We start from the raw sequence: 19823 nt of genomic DNA, 5'->3' as shown, positions 1-19823 counted from the left end.
TCAGATCCCGTTGCGTTCGTAGGTTACGGCCTCGTCGGAGCCGAGCTGCAACCGCTCGGCTTCGCGGAAGCGGTCGCCCGCCAGGGCTTCCACCAGGGTCGGACCCAGCGCCGGCAGGCCACCCGCCGGTCCCAGCGCGACCGGTCCGGTGACCAGCGTGCAGATGTCGATCAGATCGGCCCGCACCAGCGCCTCCGCAAGGCGGGGGCCGCCCTCACTGCACAGGCGGGTCAGGCCACGCTCACCGAGATAGGCCAGCGCCGCCGGCAGATCGAGCCCGCCGACCGGGTCGGCCGGGACGGTCGCGACCTCGACGCCCAGGGCCTCCAGGGCACGCTTGGCATGGGCCGGGGCCGAGCGGGTGGTGAGCACCAGGGTCGGCGTGTCGCGGGCGGTCCGCGCCAGCACGCTGGCCGGCGAGAGCCGCCCCTGCGTATCGAGGACGATCCGCAGGGGCGAGCGGCCGGACAGTCCCGGCAGCCGCACCGTCAGAGACGGATCGTCCGCCCGGGCGGTGCCGATGCCCACCAGGATCGCGTCGGCATGGGCGCGCCAGAGGTGGACCGCGCCATCCGCCACCGGCCCGGTGATCCGCAGGCGCTCGGGCCCGGCGGAAGCGCAGAAGCCGTCGCGGGTGCGGGCGAGCTTGAGGTGCAGGGCCGGGCGGCCCCGGGTCACCCGGGTGACGTGGCCGAGATGGTCGCGCGCGGCCTCGTCCCGCATCAGCCCGGTCTCGACCGCCACGCCCCCCTGGCGCAGCAGGGCGTGGCCGCGCCCGGCGACGCGCGGGTCGGGATCCTCCAGGGCGCTGACCACCCGGGCGATTCCGGCCGCCAGGATCGCGTCCGTGCAGGGCGGCGTCCGGCCGTGATGCGAGCAGGGTTCGAGGGTCACGTAGAGGGTGGCGCCCCGGGCGGCTTCCCCGGCGGCGGCGAGCGCCAGGGGCTCCCCGTGCGGCCGCCCGCCCGGCGCCGTCGCCCCGGTCCCGAGGATACGCCCCGTCCCGGGCTCGACCACGACGGCGCCCACCGAGGGGTTCGGCCACGTGGTGCCGAGGCCCCGCCGGCCCAGCGCCAGGGCGAGGCGCATGAAGTGCGTGTCGTCGCTCATGTCCGCCCAGCGCGGCGGCGCGGCGGCTCGGGCTCGGGCTCGGGCTCGACCTCCGGATCCGGCGTGGCCGCCGTCGGCAGGGGGCCGTCGCCGAGGGTGCCGAGCAGATCCTCGAAATCCTTGGCCTCGCGGAAGTTCTTGTAGACCGAGGCGAAGCGCACGTAGGCCACGTCGTCGAGCCCCTTCAGCCCCGCCATCACCAATTCGCCGATCGCCTCGGAGGTCACCTCCGGCTCACCCGCGCTCTCAATCTGCCGGGTTATGCCGCTGACCAGCCGCTCGATCCGCTCCGGATCGACGGCGCGCTTGCGCAGGGCCACCCCGATGGAGCGCTGGAGCTTGTCCCGGTCGAAGGGCACGCGCTTGCCCGAGCGCTTGAGCACCACGACCTCGCGCAGCTGCACGCGCTCGAAGGTGGTGAAGCGGCCGGCGCAGTCCGGGCAGACCCGGCGGCGCCGGATCGCGGCGCCGTCCTCCGAGGGCCGCGAGTCCTTCACCTGGGTCTCGGAGCCGCCGCAATAGGGACACCGCATGGATGGGATACTCAGACATGGAAACGGCCGCGGATCGATCCGCGGCCGTGTCCTAGACTACCTATGGCCGACCCGGAAGGCCGGCCCGGCTCACGCCTCAGCCGTAGATCGGGAACCGGTCGGTCAGCGCGTGGACGCGGGTCTTCACGTCGGCCTCGACCGCGCTGTCGCCCGCCTCGCCCTTGGCGACGAGCCCGTCCAGCACCTCGACGATGAAGCCGCCGATCTGCTTGAACTCGGCGACGCCGAAGCCGCGCGACGTGCCGGCCGGGGTGCCGAGGCGGATGCCCGAGGTGATGGTCGGCTTCTGCGGGTCGAACGGCACGCCGTTCTTGTTGCAGGTGATGTCGGCTCGCGACAGGGCGGCCTCCGCGGCCTTGCCGGTGAGGCCCTTCTTCTGGAGGTCGACCAGCATCAGGTGGTTGTCGGTGCCACCCGAGGTGATGTCGTAGCCGCCCGACATCAGCGTGTCGGCGAGCGCCTTGGCGTTCTCCACGACCTGACGGGCGTAGATCTTGAACTCGGGCTTCAGCGCCTCGCCGAAGGCCACCGCCTTGCCGGCGATCACGTGCATCAGCGGGCCGCCCTGGAGGCCGGGGAAGATCGCCGAGTTGAACTTCTTGGCGAGCGCCTCGTCGTTCGTGAGGATCATGCCGCCGCGCGGGCCGCGCAGGGTCTTGTGCGTGGTGGTGGTCACGACGTGGGCGTGCGGGAACGGCGACGGATGCACGCCGGCCGCGATCAGCCCGGCGAAGTGGGCGGCATCGACCATGAAGTAGGCGCCGACCGAATCCGCGATCTCGCGGAACTTCGCGAAGTCCCAATGGCGCGGGTAGCCCGAGCCGCCGGCGATGATCACCTTCGGCTTATGCTCCTGCGCGAGCTGGGCGACCTGATCCATGTCGATCCGCTGGTCGTCGCGGCGCACCGTGTAGGAGACCGGCTTGAACCACTTGCCCGAGACGTTCGGCGGGGCGCCGTGCGTCAGGTGGCCGCCGGCCGCGAGGTCGAGGCCGAGGAAGGTGTCGCCGGGCTGCATCAGGGCCAGGAATACGCCCTGGTTGGCCTGGGAGCCTGAATTCGGCTGCACGTTGGCGAAGCCGCAATCGAACAGGCGCTTGGCGCGCTCGATGGCGAGGTCTTCGGCGATGTCCACGAACTGGCAGCCGCCGTAGTAGCGCCGGCCCGGATAGCCCTCGGCGTACTTGTTGGTCAGCACCGAGCCCTGCGCTTCCAGCACGGCGCGGGAGACGATGTTCTCCGAGGCGATCAGCTCGATCTCGTGCTGTTGCCGACCGAGTTCCTTGGCCACCGCCTCGGCGATCTCGGGATCGGCTTCCGTGAGGGGGGCGGCGAAGAAGCTGTTGGAGAAGTGCTTGTCGGCGGCGGTACCGGCGCTCATGGTCTGCCTCTGTTCTGGTAGGGGCGATGCCCGGCCTTTCGTCGGCGTGCACGGGCGGGCGTTCGAACGCGGATTTCTACACGCGCGCGGCCTTCTGGCCAAGCACAGGCATTTTTCGGGATGGCTGAAAGAAATTGAACACCGGGAGCCTGTTCGGCCGGGATTTCCGATGAGGCCATGACAACAGGAAGGTTCGGATCGGCTGTCCAGTCTACCACCTCATCCGGGGCGCCGGAGTGCAGCGCAGGCACCTCAGGATGAGGGGTTGGATGGGATCACCGTCGCCCAGACCCGGCTCCTCAAGGGGCCAGGTTGGTCTCGATCAGCACCGTCTCAGTCTCGAATGCGGCCGCATGCCACGCCCCGGCGGGGAAGTGAAACACGCTGCCGGCGCCGAACGGCCTGCGGCCCTGCTCGGTCTCCAGGATCCCGGAGCCCGAGACGACCTGCACGAACTGCTCGTGATCGTGGCTGTGGCGCGGCGCGGAGACGCCCGCCGGCACCACCACGCGCACGAGGCTCGCGCCGGCGCCCGGGATCGCGCGTTTGGCCACACCGTTGCCCGCGACGCTCTCCGTCCGGTCGTCCCAGGCGGTCAGGTGGTCGGTCATTGCTGCATCTCCCCGCCGACCGGATCGAGTCGGTTTCCAGTGATGAGAGATGCCCCGCGGATCGGCCCGGTCAACAGCCGCTCCGGGCCTGCCGCCTGCGTCAACCGTTGCCACCCTGGGGTGTACGCCCGCGCTTGGCCTTGGGGGCCTGCGGCTCGGACGGTGCGGCCGCCCGTGCGTCCCGGGGGGCATCGGCCGGCGTTCCTTTGGAGGGCCAGAAGGTCTCGAACAGGTCCTGCATCGCCCGGATGTTGTTGCCCTGCACCTCGGCCCCGGTGCGCAGCATCTGCTGGATCATGTCCGAGCCGGCCTCGCCCGGCTTCGCCTCCGGCGGTTTGGGGGTCGGTTTGGGCGCCGGGGCCTCGGCGGGCAGGAAGGCCCGCGCCATGTCGGCCCAGGCCGGGCCGAAGGGGAACGGCACGGGCGGAGGCGGCGCGCTCGTCCGTGCCTGGGCGGGCGCGGCCTGCGGCTGGTTCAGCAGCACGTGGACGATGCTGGCCACCACGGCGCCCGCCATCATCGGCAGCATCTGGCGCAGCACCTGCGCGCCGACGCCGCTCGTGGCCGAGGCCTGCTGCAGCACCCCCTGCAGCAGCTGGGCCGAGCCGAACATCTGGCTCAGGGCATCGAGCCCCTGCGGCGCCGCAGGGCGCGACGCATCGGGCAGGCCGAACATCCGGGTGAGGCCGCTCGGATCCATGCCAACGCTGCGCTGGAGGCCGAGGGTCAGGGCCGGCATCAGGGCCTCGAAGGCGCGGGCCGTCTGCTCGGTCGTCAGGCCGAATTGCTGCCCCAGGGCCTGGAACCCGGCCTCGCCCTGGGCCTGGAACATCTCGAGCGGGTTGAACATGACGCCTGGATCCTGGCCCGGTCGGACCGCCCGGGGAGAGCATCGTGACCCGTTGCGCGGGGAAATACCAGTTCCCACCCGTTTTACTTGTGCTCAGTGCGGCCCGACCGTCGCCCTCAGCCCACCGGGCCGGGATGGGCATGGCCCACCGGCAGGGGTGCGGCCCGGTGGGGCGTCTCCGGCGTGCCGATGGTCGGCAGGCGGTTCGGCCCGGCACCCTCCAGCCGGTCGACGGTGCGGCGCGCGAGCAGGAAGCCCAGCACCCCGAAGAGCAGCGAGCCGAGCCCCATGCCGGCCACCACCCCCCGGGGACCGTAGAGCGACGCCCCGATCAGGCCGGGCGGGATCGTGCCCAGCGTCGCCCGCCCCCAGTTCAGCAGCGTCGAGCGGAGGGGGAAGCCGAGGTTGTTGAAGGCCGCGTTGCCCAGGAACAGGAGGCCGTTGAAGAACCAGATCGCGCCGCCGACCTGGCAGAAGAAGCCGAACAGATCGGCCGCGACCCCGTGCAGCCCGAACAGGGCCGCGATCGGGCCGCGGGCGAGCGCCAGGACCAGCCAGACCAAGCTCACGTAGGCGAGCGTCACCCCGGCGGCATCGCGCAGGACGCCGCGCATCCGGTCGAACCGGCCCGCCCCCCAGTTCTGCGCGAGGATCGGCCCGATCGCCCCCGAGAGGGCGAACAGGCCGCAGAACGCCACCGGCGTCAGGCGGTCGATCACCGAGGCGGCGGCCACCGCCTCGGCTCCGTAGCCGGCGAAAAGCCGCGCCAGGAAGGCGCTCGCCGCCGAGGGCGCGAGGTTGGTGAGGATGGCGGGGCCTGCGACGACCGCCAGGGCGAGCGCGTCGGCCCGGAGGTCGGCGGCCCGGGGCCGGCCCAGGAGCCCATGCCGGGCGACGCCGCGCAGGCCCACCGCCACGAAGGTCAAGCGCGCCACGCAGACGGTGATCGCCGCCCCCTCCACGCCGAGGCCGGCAGCGAAGATCAGCAGCGGGTCGAGGATCGCGGTGACCACGGCGCCGGCCAGCGTGACCAGCATCGCCTGCCCCGCCGCGCCGACCGCCCGGAGCAGGCCGGTGAACAGCATGCCGGCGGCGAGCAGCGGGTTCGACAGCAGGGTGATGTGCAGGAACAGGGTGGCGACCCGCAGGGCCTCGCCACGGGCGCCGATCAGGGTGAGGAGCGGCTCGGCCGAGAGGGCGATCAGAACCGCGATCAGGGTGGAGGCGAGGGTGCCCAGCGCCAGCGCCGAGGTCGCGAGGCGGCGGGCCGCGGCCGGATCGTGCGCGCCCACGGCCTTGCCCACCAGGGCGCCGGCGGCGATCATCAGGCCGATATTCACCGCGGTGGCGGAAAACTGCACGATGCCGGCGAAGCCGACCGCCGCGGTGAGGTTCGGATCGCCGAGCGTCGAGATGTAGAGCAGCGACAGCAGGTCGACGGCGAAGATCGCCATCAGCCCCACCGAGCCGGTGGCGCCCATCACCACCACGTGCCGGAGGATCGAACCCGTGACGAAACGGCCCGTCTCCGGTGGGGGCAGGCCGTCAGACATCCTGCGGGTCAGGCATCGGGGCGATCACGCATCCCGGATGCTTCCTTCCGTCTCCAGTTCCGCCTCCGGATCGCCCTCGGCCTCGGCAGCCTCCACCTCCTGCGGGGCGAGCGCCGGCTTCTCGAGCACGCGCTCGGCCGCCTCGCGCCGGTCGCTGCCCACGAGGTCGCGGGTCTCGGTGCTGAGCGCCCGGGCGGGCCGGACGGGCACGGTCAGCGGCTCGGGCTTCAGCTCCGCGGCGGCGCCGCGCATCCAGCTGGACCCGTCCGGCAGGGCGCCCGCCTGCTGCAGGACGAGGCGGGCGATGTCGCGCTTGCGCACGTCGTCGGTCCGGGCGGCCGCCGCCTCGGGCGACAGGCCGAGCGCCTCCAGCGCCGCGCGCCCGAAGGCGAGCGCCGATTCCGCGGTTTCGCGGATCTGGTAGTCGACGTCCCGGTTCATCAGCTCCACCGCATGGAGGCGGTCGTAGGCCCGCACATAGGTGCGCACGTCGGAGAATTCCTCGTGCACGATGTCGACGATCTTCAAGGCGCCTTCCCGATCGTCGACGCAGATGCAGACCAGCTCGACCCGGCCGATGCCCGCGGCGCGCAGCACGTCGAGCCGCGTGCCGTCGCCGTAATAGATGCGAAAGCCGAAACGCGAGGCCGCGCGGAGCTGTTCCACGTCCTTGTCGATGACGGTGGCGTTGATGCCCTCGGCGAGCAGCACCTGCGTCAGCAGCTGCCCGAACCGGCCGAAGCCGATCACCAGGACCCGGGCATCGCCGCTCTCGGTGAGTTCGGTCGAGGGCGCCTCCAGCGCCTGGGTGCTGCGCGCGTTGCGCCGCTCGACGAACTTGTCGAGCCCCTTCGCGGCGATCGGCCCGATCAGCATGGTCAGCGCGGCGAGCGCCACCGCGAAGCGCGTCGCGGTGGCGCCGGTCAGGCCGAGATCCGCCGCCTGCGGCAGCAGCACGAAGGCGAACTCGCCCGCCGGCGCCAGGACGGCCGCGCCGCGCAGGGCTCCCAGCGTGTCCGAGCCGAACAGCCGGAACAGGCCCGCCACCAGGGCGACCTTCACCAGGATGGCGCCGAGCGTCGCCCCGAACAAAGCCGGCCAGACCTCGCGCACGAGGTTGCCGTCGATCGACATGCCCACGCTCATGAAGAACAGGCCGAGCAGCATGCCGCGGAACGGCTCGATATCGGCTTCGAGCTGATGGCGGAAATTCGACTCGGCGAGCAGGATCCCGGCGAGGAACGCGCCCATCGCCATCGAGAGGCCGACCTGCTCCATCAGCAGGGCGGTGCCGAGCACCACCAGCAGGGCGGCGGCCGTCATCACCTCGCGGGCGCCGCTCGCCGCGAGCAGCCGGAAGAACGGGTTTAGGCCGTAGCGGCCGACGAGGACCACCGTCAGGATCGCCCCGAGCGCCTTGCCGGTGGACAGCGCGGCGTCCCCCAGCCAGGACGCGTCGCTCCCCCCGCCCGCCGAGGCGAGCAGCGGCATCAGGGCCAGGATGCCCACCACCGAGAGGTCCTGGAACAGCAGCACCGCGAAGGCGCGGGCGCCATAGGCGCTGTTCAGGTCGCCGCGTTCCTCGAGGAGCTGCAGCGCCACCGCGGTGGCCGAGAGGGCCAGCGCGAGGCCGATCACCGCGGCCGCGCCGAAGCTCAGGCCCGCCAGCATGCCGGCGCCGCCGAGCACCAGGGCGCAGACGACGAGCTGCGCGGTGCCCAGGCCGAAGATGTCCCGCCGCATCGAGACGAGCTGCGACAGGTGCAGCTCCAGCCCGACGATGAACAGCAGCAGCACCACGCCGATCTCGGCGACGCTGGCGGCGGTCTCGGGCTCGGCGATCAGCGACAGGCCGGACGGCCCGATCAGCACGCCGGCCACGAGGTAGCCCAGCACGGCGCTCTGGCCGATCAGCCGGAAGATCGGCACCCCGATCACCGCCGCCGACAGGAAGGTCAGGACCGGCGGCAGGAAGCTCGCATGTTCGACGGGGCTCGCCATGAAGATCGTCCCGGCGCTTCGTCTGGGGTTCGCACGTGCAGCATCGGCTTAGCGCGAGCGGCGCCGGGATGCGAGCCGGAAGCGGGTGCCGTTCGGCACCGACGGGTCCCCGCCGGGCCGGATCAGCGCGGCAGCCGGGGCCGGGCGGGGCGCGAGCCGTCGATGAACTCCAGCCCCCCGGCCGCGCTCAGCATGTGCAGGCGCGAGCCCGGCCAGGCCGCCCCGGGGCCGAGGCGGGTCTCGACCCGCTGGGCGTAGCCCTCCTCGTCGAGGCGCAGGATCCGGGCGAGGCCGAGGGCCGCGCCGTAGCCGCCGCGGCAATCCTGCACCGGCCGGATCAGGGCGCCGCCCCGCGCCACGACCGGCCCGGCGGCCCGGGCCGAGCCGACATCGATCAGCACCGGGTTGCGCCGGTGCGGCGTCCAGGGGCCGCGGAAATGCGGCGCGTGCCAGAGGTGCAGGGTGTCGGAATAGCTGCCGCCGCCGGTCCGGACCGTGGCGAACAGCCACCAGCGTCCGCCATGCTGCAGCAGGGTCGCGTCGCTCGCCACGACGCCGTCGACCAGCACCGCCTCGTGGACCCAGCCCCGCGGGAAGGCGGTGGCGCGGTACAGGTCGATGGTCCCGGAGGCGTGGGATTCCGGGATCATCCAGGCCTGCCCGTCCGCCTCGAACACGAACGGGTAGGAGAGGTGGGTCTCGAGCTCCAGCACCGGTTCCGGCCGGCCCCGGGGGCCGCCGGCCTCGAATCCGACCGCCGAGATCACGCCCTTGCCCCGGCGATAGTCGAATTCCTCGACGAACAGGGTCACGGCCCCGTCCCGGGCGATGGCGAAGGGATCGGCGTAGAAGCGGCGCCCGTCGTCCGGCAGGTCGTTCCAACCGCCCTCCGGGTGGCGGCGCAGGTCGATCAGGTCGGGGCCGACGACCTGCCGCCAGCCCACCCGCCATCGCGGCCCCTGGAAGCACAGGGCGTAGAGCCGGCGGGCGATCTGCCGGGCGAGGCCCCCGGCGGCGCGCCGCCCGGCCCCGAGCCCGTCGAGGTCGAAGGCCCGGCCCGGCTGCAGCGGCGCCTCGGCGCCGTCGGGCAGGGTCGGCGATCCGGCGCCGTCGAGGGCGGCGGCGATCAGCGTGATCGTCCGGGCGAGGTAATCCTCGAAGGCGGCCAGCATCACGGTGTGGGATTCCGCGCCGAGGCGGCCCACCGCCACCGGGGCGCCGTCCGGTCCGCGCAGGGCCGCCACCGGTGCCCGGCGGGCGAACAGGGCGGCGAGCAGACCGGCTTCCCCGGGCAGCCCGTCGAAGTCGAGCCGCCAGACCGGCGCGGCGGTCGGTGTGGCGGGCGCGCCCGAGAGGTCGAGGACGATCTCGTCCCCGGGACTCACAGCCTCGTCCGGCCCGATCTCGTAGGGCGCGAGGGCGACCGGCTCGGCCGCGGTGGCGAGTCCGGGGCGGGGCAGCCCATGGATCGCCGCCTCCAGGCGGAACAGCAGCTCCGCATTGGCGGGCAGGCCACCGCCTTGCGTGACCCAGGCGATCCGGACGCGCCGGTCGGGGCGCTGACCCAGCTGATCGAGGAGGCGGATGTGCCAGCCGCGCAGGCACCGACGATCCAGGCGCACGATGAGGGATCGCGCGGCGGTCCCCGGGCCAGACCCCCGGGGGGCGGACGGCAGGGGGCCGGGACAGGCCGGAGCCCGCCCGCCGGCCATCGGTCGGTCCGAGCCGCCGATCGGGCGCTCCATCAGCCGAGCGGCCTCGCGCTCGACCACTCGTATTGCGACACGACGCGCACGGTCAGGGGCCCTGAAAAGCGCCCCCAGACGGCCGTCAATACGGTCGATGCGGGCCTGGAAGCAGTTGCTTGGCGGCACGATCCAGCAAGACCGGTCGATTGTCCACCAGAACGGGCCGGCCATGCCGTGCGATTCCCGCCGACGTCATCGAAAATTGATGCGTTTCGTCCAGCATCGTGAATCTCGCTGATACCGCCGTGATACCGTGTCGCGCGGCTGGTCCGGGCCGTCCGGGAACTCCCCGTTCGGCTGAGCCGTTCGTGCAATCAGAGGTTTTGGAGACAGGACATGACGCGCAAGACGCTGACGCTACCTCTGGCCGCGATGCTCGTCGTCGCGGCTCCGGCTGCGGCCTTCGCCTGGGGCGGCGGTGGTGGTGGCGGTGACAGCGGGAGCGGACTCTCGCCCTACGCGGCACTCAGCGGCAATGACCGCTCAGCCGGCGTGAACAACGGCAATTACCGCGACCCGGCGCTCGATCCCTACATCCGGACCTACGATCCGGAGGCTGCGGCCCGCTACGTTGCTCCGCCGGCCGCCCAGCCGCGGCTGCGCATGCGGCCCTATTACGGCCATCCCTACTGAGCCGTTCCGCCGGCGCCGGCTCCCGCAGGGGGCCGGCCATCGTCAGAGGCGCCCGGAGCCTTCGCGGTCCGGACGCGCGTGAGCGTCCAGGCGCCGCCCGAGGGCTTGCAGCCGGTGCCGCGCACGAAGCGGCTCCGCTGCGGTCCGACCACGGAGGCCAGGAAGTTGCGGCAGATCTGGTCGTCGGCCACGTAAGGCAGGCCGGTGGGGTTGATCGCGCCGTGCAGGCCCGTATCGGGATTGTCCCACTTCACCGGACGTCCGTTGCCCTGCGGATCCAGCGCGACCGTCAGGGCCGCCCGGGCCCGCCGCCAATCCTCCTCGGCAAGGTCGTTCCCGAAGCTCAACGGCCGCTTCTCGATGCTGCCCGTAACGGTGGGCTCCGCGACGATCGGCGGTGCCTCCGATTCGCCTCGGAACACGAGCAGCGGCTGGCTGCAGCCGCCGAGAATCAGCATCATCGACAGGGACAGCACGGACGCACCGAAGCTTGGCCGCCGCCGTGACCCTTTACATGCGCATCGCCGCATTACACCTGACTCACGACGGGCTTTCCGCTCGACCGAACATGCCGATGTCGGTGCCCCCTCAGGCCCCTGGACGCGGCAGGCAGGAGTCTTGGCGTGGATCAGTTAAGGACCGATGACCCGCAGGCTGCGGACTTCACCCGGAGCGACGACCCCTTCGCGTTGTTCGCCGCCTGGATGAAGGAGGCGGAGGCCGCCGAGCCCGAGGACCCGAACGCGATGGCGCTGGCCACCGCCGGGTCCGACGGGCTGCCCGATGTCCGCGTGGTGCTCCTGAAGGGTTTTGACGCGCGCGGCTTCGTTTTTTACACCAACGCCCAGTCGGCCAAGGGCGAGGAGCTTGCCCAGAATCCACAGGCGGCGCTCGTGCTGCACTGGAAGAGCCTGCGGCGTCAGGTGCGCGCCCGGGGCCAGGTCTCCCAGGTGAGCCCGGAGGAGGCGGATGCCTATTTCGCAAGCCGCCACCCGGAAAGCCGCCTCGGCGCCATCGCCAGCCAGCAATCCCGCCCGCTTGCCGACCGCGCCACCCTAATGGGTGCGGTGGCGGAACTCGCCGAGCGCTACGGGGACGGGCCGATTCCCCGGCCGGAGCACTGGACCGGCTTCCGCATCGCGCCGACCAGCATCGAGTTCTGGCAGAACGGCGATTACCGCCTGCACGACCGGGTCCGCTTCACCCGGGCGGATGACGGCTGGAGCCGCGCGCGCCTTTATCCGTGAGCTTCCGCCCCTGAAACGAAGAGAGCCCCGGCGGGGCCGGGGCTCTCGATCGCGCGGAACGGTCCGACGAGGCTCAGGCCTCCTCGTCGTCCTTCTTCTCGTCCTCGGCGGCCTCGGCCTCGGCTTCCGCCTTCTCCTCGGCGGCCTCGGCCGACTGCGCCTCGGCGATGGCGGCCTCCTCGGCCTCCACCTCGGCGCCCAGCACGGTCGGCGGCACGATGTTGGCCACCGGGTCGGTCTGTTCGCCGGTGTAGGTGCCAGCCGGGATCTTGATGTCGGAGACGTGGATCACGTCGCCGATGGCGCGGCCGGTCAGGTCGACCTCGATCGCGTCGGGGATCTGGTCGGGGGCGACGTCGAGGCTCAGGGTGTGGGCCACGATGTTGAGGGTGCCGCCGAGCTTCTTGATGCCGGGGGCCTCGTCCTCGTTGATGAAGTGCACCGGCACCTCGACCGTGACGGTCTGGCCCGAGACGACGCGCAGGAAGTCGACGTGCAGCGGCACGCCGGTCACCGGGTCGAGCTGGAAGTCGCGCGGGATCGCGCGGACCTTCTTGCCGCCGGCGTTGATCTCGAACAGCGTGGTCTTGAAGCCGCCGGCGTAGATCAGGGTGCGGGTGCGGATGAGGTCGACCGCGATGGATTGCGGCGGCTGGCCGCCCCCATAGATGACGGCGGGAACGTGGCCCTGGCGACGAACGGCCCGGGCGGCCCCCTTGCCGACCCGGTCGCGTGCCACGGCCTCAAGCGTCTTCACAGCGCTCATGGCGTGATCCTTCTGATGGCTGGAGCCGGAACGCGAAAAAGCCGCCCGCTACGGACGGCTGATAACCTTCCCGGCGCGCCCCTGCCTCCAAGGGTGTCTCGGGGGCGCGGGGTGCGCTTACACGGATGGGGGTGGATTGGCAACGTTCGGGTGGCGCCGCTACGCGGCTGCGAGCCCTCTCCGGATAATCATGCCGATGGCTTCCTCCCGGCTCGGCCGCTCCGGCCGCGACAGGCGCCATGCATCGATCGCGCCCAGGACATCGCCGGGGATTGTCGAGGCCTCGACCGGCTGGGGCGCGGACACAGCCAGACCGAACTGGCTCAGGGCAAAAGGCGAGTTGCCACTCGGCGTCAGGTGCAGGGTCACGGAGATTCGCTCGCCGCTCGCGAGGCGATCGACGGTGTCGTGCGCGTCTCGCAAATCCAGACCGAACTCCATCAGGGCTCGCACGAGGCTGACGGGTTGCTCGATCGGGCTCGAGGCCTGGAGCACGAGTTCAACGGGGATACCGGAAGGGCGGTGGTCGGCGCCCGCGCTTCGGTCCCGCTCCCGTCGTTCGAGCGCCTCCTTCAATGACGATCGCATCGACTTCAGCCTCTCTCAAGATCGCCGCACCGATCGCGTTGAGACCAACTCGCCCGAGGGCACCCCTGTGCAGCCCCTGAATATGGGCGCGGCGAAAATACAATGTTTGGCCGATCTGCTCCAGTTCGCCGACTGCCTGCAGCCGCCCGACCGGCGTTTCGATCTCGATCAGGACCGTATTTCCCCGGCCGTAATCGAGGATCGTGATCGCAACGGAATCGGCCAGCCACACAAGCGAACCTCATCGACTCGCATGCGGGCATGGTGAGAAGATTGGTGCCTCGCCGCAACCCTGTTGGGCAACGGCGGACCCCATCCACCGCGGACATCCGGCTATGCGCGCGAGCAAACCCATCACGGCCGTCCTCGGCGAGCCGCGAGCCCTCAACCGCGAGAAGGCTGCGCTGGAGGCCATTCTGCGGCAGCGTGTTCAGGAAGCGCTGGACGATCCGCGCCCTACGATACCTGCAGATCAGGTTTTCGCGGATCTGCATGCCCATCATGCTCAGCGCATGAGCGCGGCCAAGCGTGGCGCATAGCGTAACGATTTTCTTCGCGCCTACGTCTACAACCCCGCCAGCGCCCGCCGCGCCCGGCGCTTCTGCAGCCACAGGGTCAAACCGAGCGCGGTCCCGATCACCAGGGCCGACACCGCCGTGGTCACCGTACCCAGCGCGTAGATCTCCGGCGTCGTCACCGTGGTGGTCAGGCCCTGCAATTCCAGCGGCAGGGTGTTGCGGCCGCCGATCGCCTGGCTGGTGCGGGCGAGTTCGTCGAACGACAGGGTGAAGCCGAACAGGGCGACGCCGACGAGGGCGGGCGCGAGGATCGGCACCACCACGTGCCGCAGCGTCTGGGGCCCGCTGGCGCCGAGGTCGCGGGCGGCCTCCTCGTAGGCCGGGTCGAACCGGTTGAACACCGCGAACATGATCAGCAGGCCGAAGGGCAGCGTCCAGGTGAGGTGCGCGCCCAGCGCCGAGCTGTAGAGGCCCATCAGGGTGCCGTGATCCTGCAGGACCCCCCAGCCGGTGGCGGCGGCGAGCGCCTTGATGGCGTCGTCGAGGAGCCGGAATTCCAGGCCGATGCCCAGCGAGACCACGATCGAGGGCACGATCAGGCTCGACACCGCCAGGGCGAAGACGAGGCCCGCCCCCCGGAACCCCTTCCGGAAGGCGAGGCCGGCGTAGAACGCGAGTCCCACGGTGAGCGCCATCACCACGAGGCCGAGGGCCAGGGATCGCCGCAGCGCCGCCCAGATGTCGACCACGCCGACGCCCTCCCACAGCTTGGCGAACCAATGGGTCGAGACGCCGTTCATCGGGAAGGTCAGGCCGCCGGACGGGCCCTGGAAGCTGAGCGCCAGGATGGTCAGCGTCGGCCCATAGAGGAACAGGACGTAGAGGGCGAAGACCGCCGCCAGCAGGTAGAAGGCGCGGCCGCGGGGCTGGTCCATCGCTACAGCTCCCGCCGGAGATCGATCATCCGGGTGAGTCCCAGGATCATCAGCAGCACGGCGGCCAGCAGCACCACGGCGTTGGCGGCGGCGGCCGGAAATTGCAGGTAGGCCATCTGCACCTGGATCACCTTGCCGACGCTGGCGATCTGCTGGCCGCCCATCACGCCCACGGTGACGAAGTCGCCCATCACCAGGGTGGTCACGAAGATGGTGCCGATGGCGATGCCGGGCTTGGCGAGCGGCAGGATCACGGTCCAGAGGATCTGCGCGCCCGACGCGCCACCGTCGCGCGCCGCCTCGATCAGCCGCCGGTCGATCCGGGCGAGGCTGTTGAAGATCGGCACGATCATGAACACCGTGTCGAGGTGCACGAAGGCCAGCACCACCGCGAAGTCGGAGTAGAGCAGGCCCTCGATCGGCTGACGGATCAGCCCGAGGGCGCGGAGCGTGTCGTTGATCAGGCCGTTGCGGCCGAGCAGCGGGATCCACGAGATCATGCGGATCACGTTCGAGGTCCAGAACGGGATCGTGCAGAGCAGGAACAGCCCCATCCGCACCGTGCCGGAGCGGATGTGGAAGGCCAGGAAGTACGCGATGGCAAAGCCCAGCGGCAGGGTGATCGCCAGCGTCAGGGCGACGAACTTCACCGTCGAGAGATAGGTGCGCAAAGTCGTGCAGAGGTCGGCCGACAGGCAGCCGTCGAACACGTCGATGTAGTTCTGGAGGGTGAGCGCCGGGATGATCTCGTACTCGTTGTACTCCCAGAGCGAGACGATCCCGGTGAGCACAAGCGGGATCACGAGGAAGATCAGGAAGACCAGGGCCAGCGGGGCGGCCTGGAGATAGGCGAGGGTGCGGCGGCGCGGGCGGGGCGCGACGGCGGGCGCGACGGCCCGCTCGGCGGTCGCGGCGGTGGGCAGAGCGAGATCGGTCATCGGGTTCGCCCCACGCTTGCCGCTGCGGCCGTTCCCCTCCGCGGATCGCGATGCTGACACATCCGCCTCTGCGAGGCGCGACGCGCCCCCTCTCCCGTGCGGGAGAGGGTTGGGGTGAGGGAGGCGACCTCTCCGGACAGGGCACGCCCCTCACCCTGTCCCTCTCCCGCATGGGAGAGGGGACCCGCGTTCCATCCGGCGGCCGCGTCGCTGCGCAGGATCGGCGTCTCTAGATGCCCGCAGAGGGGGGAGGGAGAGGCTGCGCCCACCGCACTCACGCCGCGATGAACTCGTTCCACTTGCGCACCATGTAGGTGTTCTCGTCCATCACGGCGTTCCAGCAGGCGACCGCGCCCATCCGGGCGTCGAAGGAGCCGCCGTCTCGGGTGGCGCCGGCCTTCTCGATCAGCGTGCCGTCGGGGCCCAGAATGTCCTTCTCGGCGGGCTTGCCCTCCATCCAGAAGGCCCACTCGTAGGGCTGCATGTTCGCCTGGGCGGTCTCCAGCACCGCGGAATAGTAGCCCTGCCGGTTGAGGTAGGCCCCGGCCCAGCCCGACAGGAACCAGTTGATGAAGTCGTAGGCGGCGTCGAGCTTCCTGCCGCTCAGGGTCTTGGGGATGCCGAAGCCCGAGGCCCAGGCCCGGTAGCCCTCCTTCAGCGGCTGGTAGGTGCAGGGCACGCCCTGGGCCCGCACCTTGGTGACGGCGGGCGACCACATCGACTGGATCACCGTCTCGCCCGAGGCCATCAGGTTCACGGATTCGTTGAAGTCCTGCCAGAAGGCCCGGAACTGGCCGGCGCGCTTGGCCTCGATCAGCACCTTGATGGTGCGGTCGATCTCGGGCTTCGTCATGTTGCCCTTGTCGCCATAGGTGTAGTCGCCGGTCGCCTCCACCACCATGGCGGCGTCCATGATGCCGATCGACGGGATGTTGAGGATCGCGGCTTTGCCCTTGAAGGCGGGGTTCAGGAGTTCCTTCCAGCTCGTCACCGGCGTTTTGATCAGGTCGGGCCGGATGCCCAGCGTGTCGGCGTTGTAGACGGTCGGGATCAGGGAGATCCACTCAGTCTGTTCGCCGGCAAATTTCTTGGAGTCGATGCCTTCCAGATAGAAGACCTTGCGGGGCGCCGTGCCCTGGTCGCCGATCCGCTTACCCGCCACCTCACCCTTGGTGAAAACGGAAGAGATCTTGTCGGCGAGCTTGATCCGCTTGGCGTCCATGCCCTGCAGGTTGCCCGAGGGCAGGATCTTCTTGAGGCTGAAATACTCGGTGTCGATCAGGTCGAAGGAGTTCGGCTGGGTGACCGCGCGCTTGGTCACCTCGTCGGTCACCACCGGAATGTATTCGAGGGTGATACCGAGATCCTCCTTCACCTTCCTGGCGATGTCGGCGGATTGGTTCACCGCGGTGCCGAGGTAGCGCAGCGTCACGGGCTCGGCGGCGTGGACCGCCGGGAAGCCGGTCACCGGTGCGGCGGCCAAGGCGGCGGCGCCCTTCAGGAGCGTGCGGCGGCTCGGGGAAAGGTCCATCGTCGTCTCCATACGGTTACGCGTCGAGGCGGTGGGCGGCGGCAGCGTCCCAGCCGACCGGGATCGTGTCGCCCAGGCAGAGCGGGCGGGCGGCGAAATCCGCGTCGCTGAGGATCGCCGTGAGGGCGGCGGGGCTCTCGGGCGCGCGCTCCAGCCCCTCGGCGTCGAGGCCGACATGGACGCTGGTGCCCTGATACTCGACCGCCACCACCCGGGCCGGCCGCGCGGCGGGGCCAGCCTCGGCGCCGAGCCGCATCCGGTCGGCCCGCACGGCGACGAGGCCCTCGGGTAGACGGATCACGTTGTGGCCGCCGATGAACCGGGCCACGAAGGCGGTGGCCGGGCGCTCGAACACGGTGCGCGGGTCGGCGGCCTGCTCGATCCGGCCGGCATTCATCACCACCACGAGGTCGGAGAGCGCCATCGCCTCCTCCTGGCTGTGGGTGACGTGGATGAAGGTGAGGCCGAGTTCGGTCTGGATCCGCTTCAGCTCCACCCGCATCCGCACCCGCAGGAACGGGTCGAGGGCCGAGAGCGGCTCGTCGAGGAGCAGCACCTTCGGGCCGGTGACGAGGGCGCGGGCCAGCGCCACGCGCTGCTGCTGGCCCCCGGAGAGCTGGGCCGGCAGGCGCCCAGCGAGGTGGCTCATCTGCACGAGATCGAGCATCGCCATCGCCTTGGCGCGGCGCTCCGCCTTGCCGATGCCGCGCATCTTCAGGCTGAAGGCGACGTTGTCGCGCGCGTCCAGATGCGGAAACAGCGCGTAGCTCTGGAACATCATGGCGGTGCCGCGCTCCACCGGGGGCGCATCGCCGACGGCCTTCGGGCCGATCACCACGTCGCCCGCGCTGGCACGCTCGTGGCCGCCGATCATCCGGAGCGTCGTGGTCTTGCCGCAGCCGGAGGGGCCGAGCAGGCAGCAATAGGCCCCGGACGGCACCTTCAGGTCGATGGCATCGACCGCGATGGCCGCGCCGTAGCGCTTGGTCAGGCCGATCAGCTCGACATTCATGTGAGGCTCGCCTGCTTCCGGCGATGTGCAAGATACAAGAGTGGCACGATCACTCTTGAAGGCCGCGACACGCCCCCTCTCCCGTGCGGGAGAGGGTAGGGGTGAGGGACGAGAACGTTCAGGACGGGGCACACCCTTGCCGTGCGCGCCCTATCCGGAAGCCGCACGCCCCTCACCCTGTCCCTCTCCCTGTCCCTCTCCCGCACGGGAGAGGGGACCCGCGCTCGATCCGGTCGACGCCACGGCCGCGTCATCGATGCTCCCTGTGTCGCCCGCCATCCGACACCGGGGAGCAAGCGGCGGGCCAAGGCTACACCTCCCGCCGCTCAGCCGGATCGACCGCCCGGTCGAGCACCCGCCCGCGGCCCGGCTCGGACAGGACCCGGCCATCCTCGGCGATGACCTGCCCGCCCGCGATGGTCATCACCGGCCAGCCGGTGACCTCAAACCCTTCCCACGGCGTGTAGTCGGAGCCGTGGTGGAGGATCTCCTGGCGGATGGTCTCGCGCCGCTTCGGGTCCCAGAGGGTCAGGTCGGCGTCGAAGCCCGGGGCGATCGAGCCTTTGCGCGGGTAGAGCCCGTACAGCTTGGCGTGGTTCGTGGCGGTGAGCGCGGCGAACTGGTTGAGGCTGATCCGCCCCTTCGAGACACCTTCGGAAAAAAACACCGGCAGCCGCGTCTCGATGCCGGGAATGCCGTTCGGGATCCAGCGGAAGGAGGTCTTGCCGCGCGGGTTCAGCTTGCCCTGCGGGTCGTCGTAGCGGAACGGGCAATGGTCGGACGAGACCACGTCGAAGATCCCGCGTCGGATCCCCGACCACACCGCCTCCTGGCTCGCGACGTCCCGCGTCGGCGGCGAGCAGACGTATTTCGAGCCCGCCATGGGGTCGTCATGACCGAGCCCCTTCATGTCCTCGGCGGTCAGGGTCAGGTATTGCGGGCAGGTCTCGGCCCGGATCTTCAGGCCCCGTCCCTGAGCCCAGGCGATCTGCTCGGTGGCCTCGCGGCCCGAGACGTGGACGATCACGATCGGCAGGTCGATCAGCTCGGCGTGGCTGATCGCCCGGTGGGCCGCCTCCCGCTCGACCACTTCGGGGCGCGACAGGGCGTGGCCGTAGGGCCTGGTCTCGCCCGCCCGCTCCAACTTTTCGCTGAGGTAGCGGATCGCGTCGTAGCCCTCGGCGTGGACCATCACCCGGGCGCCCTGCTGCCGCGCCACGTGGAACACGTCCAGCAGCTGGCGGTCGTTCAGGACGAGGTCGTCGTAGGTCATGAAGACCTTGAACGAGGTGTAGCCGTCGGCGACCAAGGCCGGCAGCTCCTGGCCGAGCACCGCCTCGGTCGGGTCCGAGATGATCATGTGGATCGCCACGTCGACGTGGCACTGGCCCTCGGCCTTGGCCCGGTAGGCATCGACCGTCTCGCGCAGCGAGGCGCCCCGGGGCTGGAGCGCGAAGGGCATCACGCAGGTGTTGCCACCGGCCGCCGCCGCCCGGGTGGCGCTGGCGAAATCGTCCGCCATGACGATGCCGGGGCCCGAATCCTGGGCGATGTGGACGTGGCTGTCGATGCCGCCGGGCAGGACCAGCAGGCCGGAGGCGTCGATCACCCGGGCGGCATCCGCGATGCCCTCCGCCACCGCGACGATGCGGCCGCCGCGCACGCCGATATCGGCCCGCACCGTATCGCTCGCCGTGACGACGGTGCCGCCGCGGATCGCCAGATCGTATTCGGGCATGCCGGTCGCTCCTCCACGCCACGGGGCGATGCATGGTCCGCGCCGATTCGGGTGCCGCCAGGAGGTCACAGCCGATCGTCCGGGTCCAGCGTCTCCCCGTCATGGGTTT

At 71.0% G+C, this 19823-nt stretch carries 20 protein-coding genes; 3 read left to right on the top strand and 17 right to left on the bottom strand.

The features are described 5' to 3' along the window. From ribD to AAHG09_RS12890, 8 genes are all read right to left on the bottom strand, one after another. Positions 1–1110: a bifunctional diaminohydroxyphosphoribosylaminopyrimidine deaminase/5-amino-6-(5-phosphoribosylamino)uracil reductase RibD gene (gene ribD / locus AAHG09_RS12925; protein ID WP_342107676.1), complete on the bottom strand. Its 1110-nt coding sequence runs from the start codon at positions 1108–1110 to the stop codon at positions 1–3. Beyond that, the gene (gene nrdR, locus AAHG09_RS12920) at positions 1107–1643 is read right to left on the bottom strand and encodes a transcriptional regulator NrdR (protein WP_342107675.1); all 537 of its coding nucleotides are present in this window, start codon (positions 1641–1643) and stop codon (positions 1107–1109) included. Before nrdR ends, ribD begins: the two co-directional genes overlap by 4 nt. A gap of 97 nt (positions 1644–1740) precedes the next feature. Continuing rightward, positions 1741–3045, bottom strand: a complete 1305-nt coding sequence (gene glyA, locus AAHG09_RS12915) for a serine hydroxymethyltransferase (RefSeq protein WP_342107673.1) — start codon at positions 3043–3045, stop codon at positions 1741–1743. Positions 3046–3344: 299 nt separating this feature from the next. After that, positions 3345–3656 carry a cupin domain-containing protein gene (locus AAHG09_RS12910; RefSeq protein WP_342107672.1) on the bottom strand — a complete coding sequence of 104 codons (312 nt, stop codon included), beginning with the start codon at positions 3654–3656 and terminating at the stop codon, positions 3345–3347. A gap of 100 nt (positions 3657–3756) precedes the next feature. Further along, entirely contained in the window at positions 3757–4506 is a 750-nt protein-coding gene (locus AAHG09_RS12905; protein ID WP_342107671.1) for a DUF937 domain-containing protein, read from the bottom strand. Positions 4507–4622: 116 nt separating this feature from the next. After that, positions 4623–6059 (bottom strand): MATE family efflux transporter, encoded by a 1437-nt coding sequence (locus AAHG09_RS12900; RefSeq protein WP_342107670.1) that lies wholly within the window; start codon positions 6057–6059, stop codon positions 4623–4625. Between the two features lie 24 nt (positions 6060–6083). Next, the gene (locus AAHG09_RS12895) at positions 6084–8060 is read right to left on the bottom strand and encodes a monovalent cation:proton antiporter-2 (CPA2) family protein (protein ID WP_342107669.1); all 1977 of its coding nucleotides are present in this window, start codon (positions 8058–8060) and stop codon (positions 6084–6086) included. A gap of 122 nt (positions 8061–8182) precedes the next feature. Then, positions 8183–9805 carry a glucosamine inositolphosphorylceramide transferase family protein gene (locus AAHG09_RS12890; RefSeq protein WP_342107668.1) on the bottom strand — a complete coding sequence of 541 codons (1623 nt, stop codon included), beginning with the start codon at positions 9803–9805 and terminating at the stop codon, positions 8183–8185. 339 nt (positions 9806–10144) lie between these two features. On the opposite strand from AAHG09_RS12890, the gene AAHG09_RS12885 reads away from it, so the two are divergent. After that, positions 10145–10441 (top strand): hypothetical protein, encoded by a 297-nt coding sequence (locus tag AAHG09_RS12885; RefSeq protein WP_342107667.1) that lies wholly within the window; start codon positions 10145–10147, stop codon positions 10439–10441. Here the strand turns inward: AAHG09_RS12885 and AAHG09_RS12880 are convergent. After that, positions 10435–10971, bottom strand: a complete 537-nt coding sequence (locus tag AAHG09_RS12880; protein ID WP_342107666.1) for an RT0821/Lpp0805 family surface protein — start codon at positions 10969–10971, stop codon at positions 10435–10437. The two genes, AAHG09_RS12885 and AAHG09_RS12880, sit on opposite strands and share 7 nt — an antisense overlap. A gap of 93 nt (positions 10972–11064) precedes the next feature. Here AAHG09_RS12880 and pdxH point away from each other — a divergent pair, with 93 nt between their 5' ends. Then, a complete protein-coding gene (gene pdxH, locus AAHG09_RS12875; protein WP_342107665.1) occupies positions 11065–11688 on the top strand; it encodes a pyridoxamine 5'-phosphate oxidase in 624 nt (207 codons plus the stop codon). A gap of 73 nt (positions 11689–11761) precedes the next feature. Here the strand turns inward: pdxH and AAHG09_RS12870 are convergent, their stop codons facing one another. The 3 genes from AAHG09_RS12870 to AAHG09_RS12860 all read right to left on the bottom strand — a co-directional run bounded on the left by AAHG09_RS12870 (position 11762) and on the right by AAHG09_RS12860 (position 13274). Next, a complete protein-coding gene (locus tag AAHG09_RS12870; protein ID WP_342107664.1) occupies positions 11762–12454 on the bottom strand; it encodes a 50S ribosomal protein L25/general stress protein Ctc in 693 nt (230 codons plus the stop codon). Between the two features lie 159 nt (positions 12455–12613). Next, a complete protein-coding gene (locus AAHG09_RS12865; RefSeq protein WP_342107663.1) occupies positions 12614–12895 on the bottom strand; it encodes a hypothetical protein in 282 nt (93 codons plus the stop codon). A 58-nt stretch (positions 12896–12953) separates the two neighbouring features. Continuing rightward, positions 12954–13274, bottom strand: coding sequence for a hypothetical protein (locus tag AAHG09_RS12860; RefSeq protein WP_342107662.1), 321 nt, complete (start codon positions 13272–13274; stop codon positions 12954–12956). Positions 13275–13377: 103 nt separating this feature from the next. Here AAHG09_RS12860 and AAHG09_RS12855 point away from each other — a divergent pair, with 103 nt between their 5' ends. Further along, complete coding sequence (locus tag AAHG09_RS12855) at positions 13378–13581, top strand: antitoxin PaaA2 family protein (RefSeq protein ID WP_342107660.1); 204 nt, start codon at positions 13378–13380, stop codon at positions 13579–13581. 26 nt (positions 13582–13607) lie between these two features. On the opposite strand, the gene AAHG09_RS12850 is transcribed toward AAHG09_RS12855, so the two are convergent. From AAHG09_RS12850 to hydA, 5 genes are all read right to left on the bottom strand, one after another. Then, positions 13608–14495, bottom strand: a complete 888-nt coding sequence (locus tag AAHG09_RS12850) for an ABC transporter permease (RefSeq protein WP_342107659.1) — start codon at positions 14493–14495, stop codon at positions 13608–13610. Positions 14496–14497: 2 nt separating this feature from the next. Continuing rightward, positions 14498–15433 (bottom strand): ABC transporter permease, encoded by a 936-nt coding sequence (locus tag AAHG09_RS12845; protein WP_342107658.1) that lies wholly within the window; start codon positions 15431–15433, stop codon positions 14498–14500. Between the two features lie 274 nt (positions 15434–15707). Then, positions 15708–16964 (bottom strand): ABC transporter substrate-binding protein, encoded by a 1257-nt coding sequence (locus AAHG09_RS12840; RefSeq protein ID WP_342107656.1) that lies wholly within the window; start codon positions 16962–16964, stop codon positions 15708–15710. Between the two features lie 16 nt (positions 16965–16980). After that, the gene (locus AAHG09_RS12835; protein ID WP_342107654.1) at positions 16981–17976 is read right to left on the bottom strand and encodes an ABC transporter ATP-binding protein; all 996 of its coding nucleotides are present in this window, start codon (positions 17974–17976) and stop codon (positions 16981–16983) included. 310 nt (positions 17977–18286) lie between these two features. Further along, positions 18287–19714 (bottom strand): dihydropyrimidinase, encoded by a 1428-nt coding sequence (hydA, locus tag AAHG09_RS12830; RefSeq protein WP_342107653.1) that lies wholly within the window; start codon positions 19712–19714, stop codon positions 18287–18289. Positions 19715–19823: the final 109 nt, after the last annotated feature.

The sequence above is a fragment of the Methylobacterium guangdongense genome (assembly GCF_038442355.1).
Taxonomy (GTDB): Bacteria; Pseudomonadota; Alphaproteobacteria; order Rhizobiales; family Beijerinckiaceae; genus Methylobacterium; species Methylobacterium guangdongense.
Note: the sequence above shows the minus strand (reverse complement) of the source record. Positions and strands in the feature narration are given on the sequence as shown.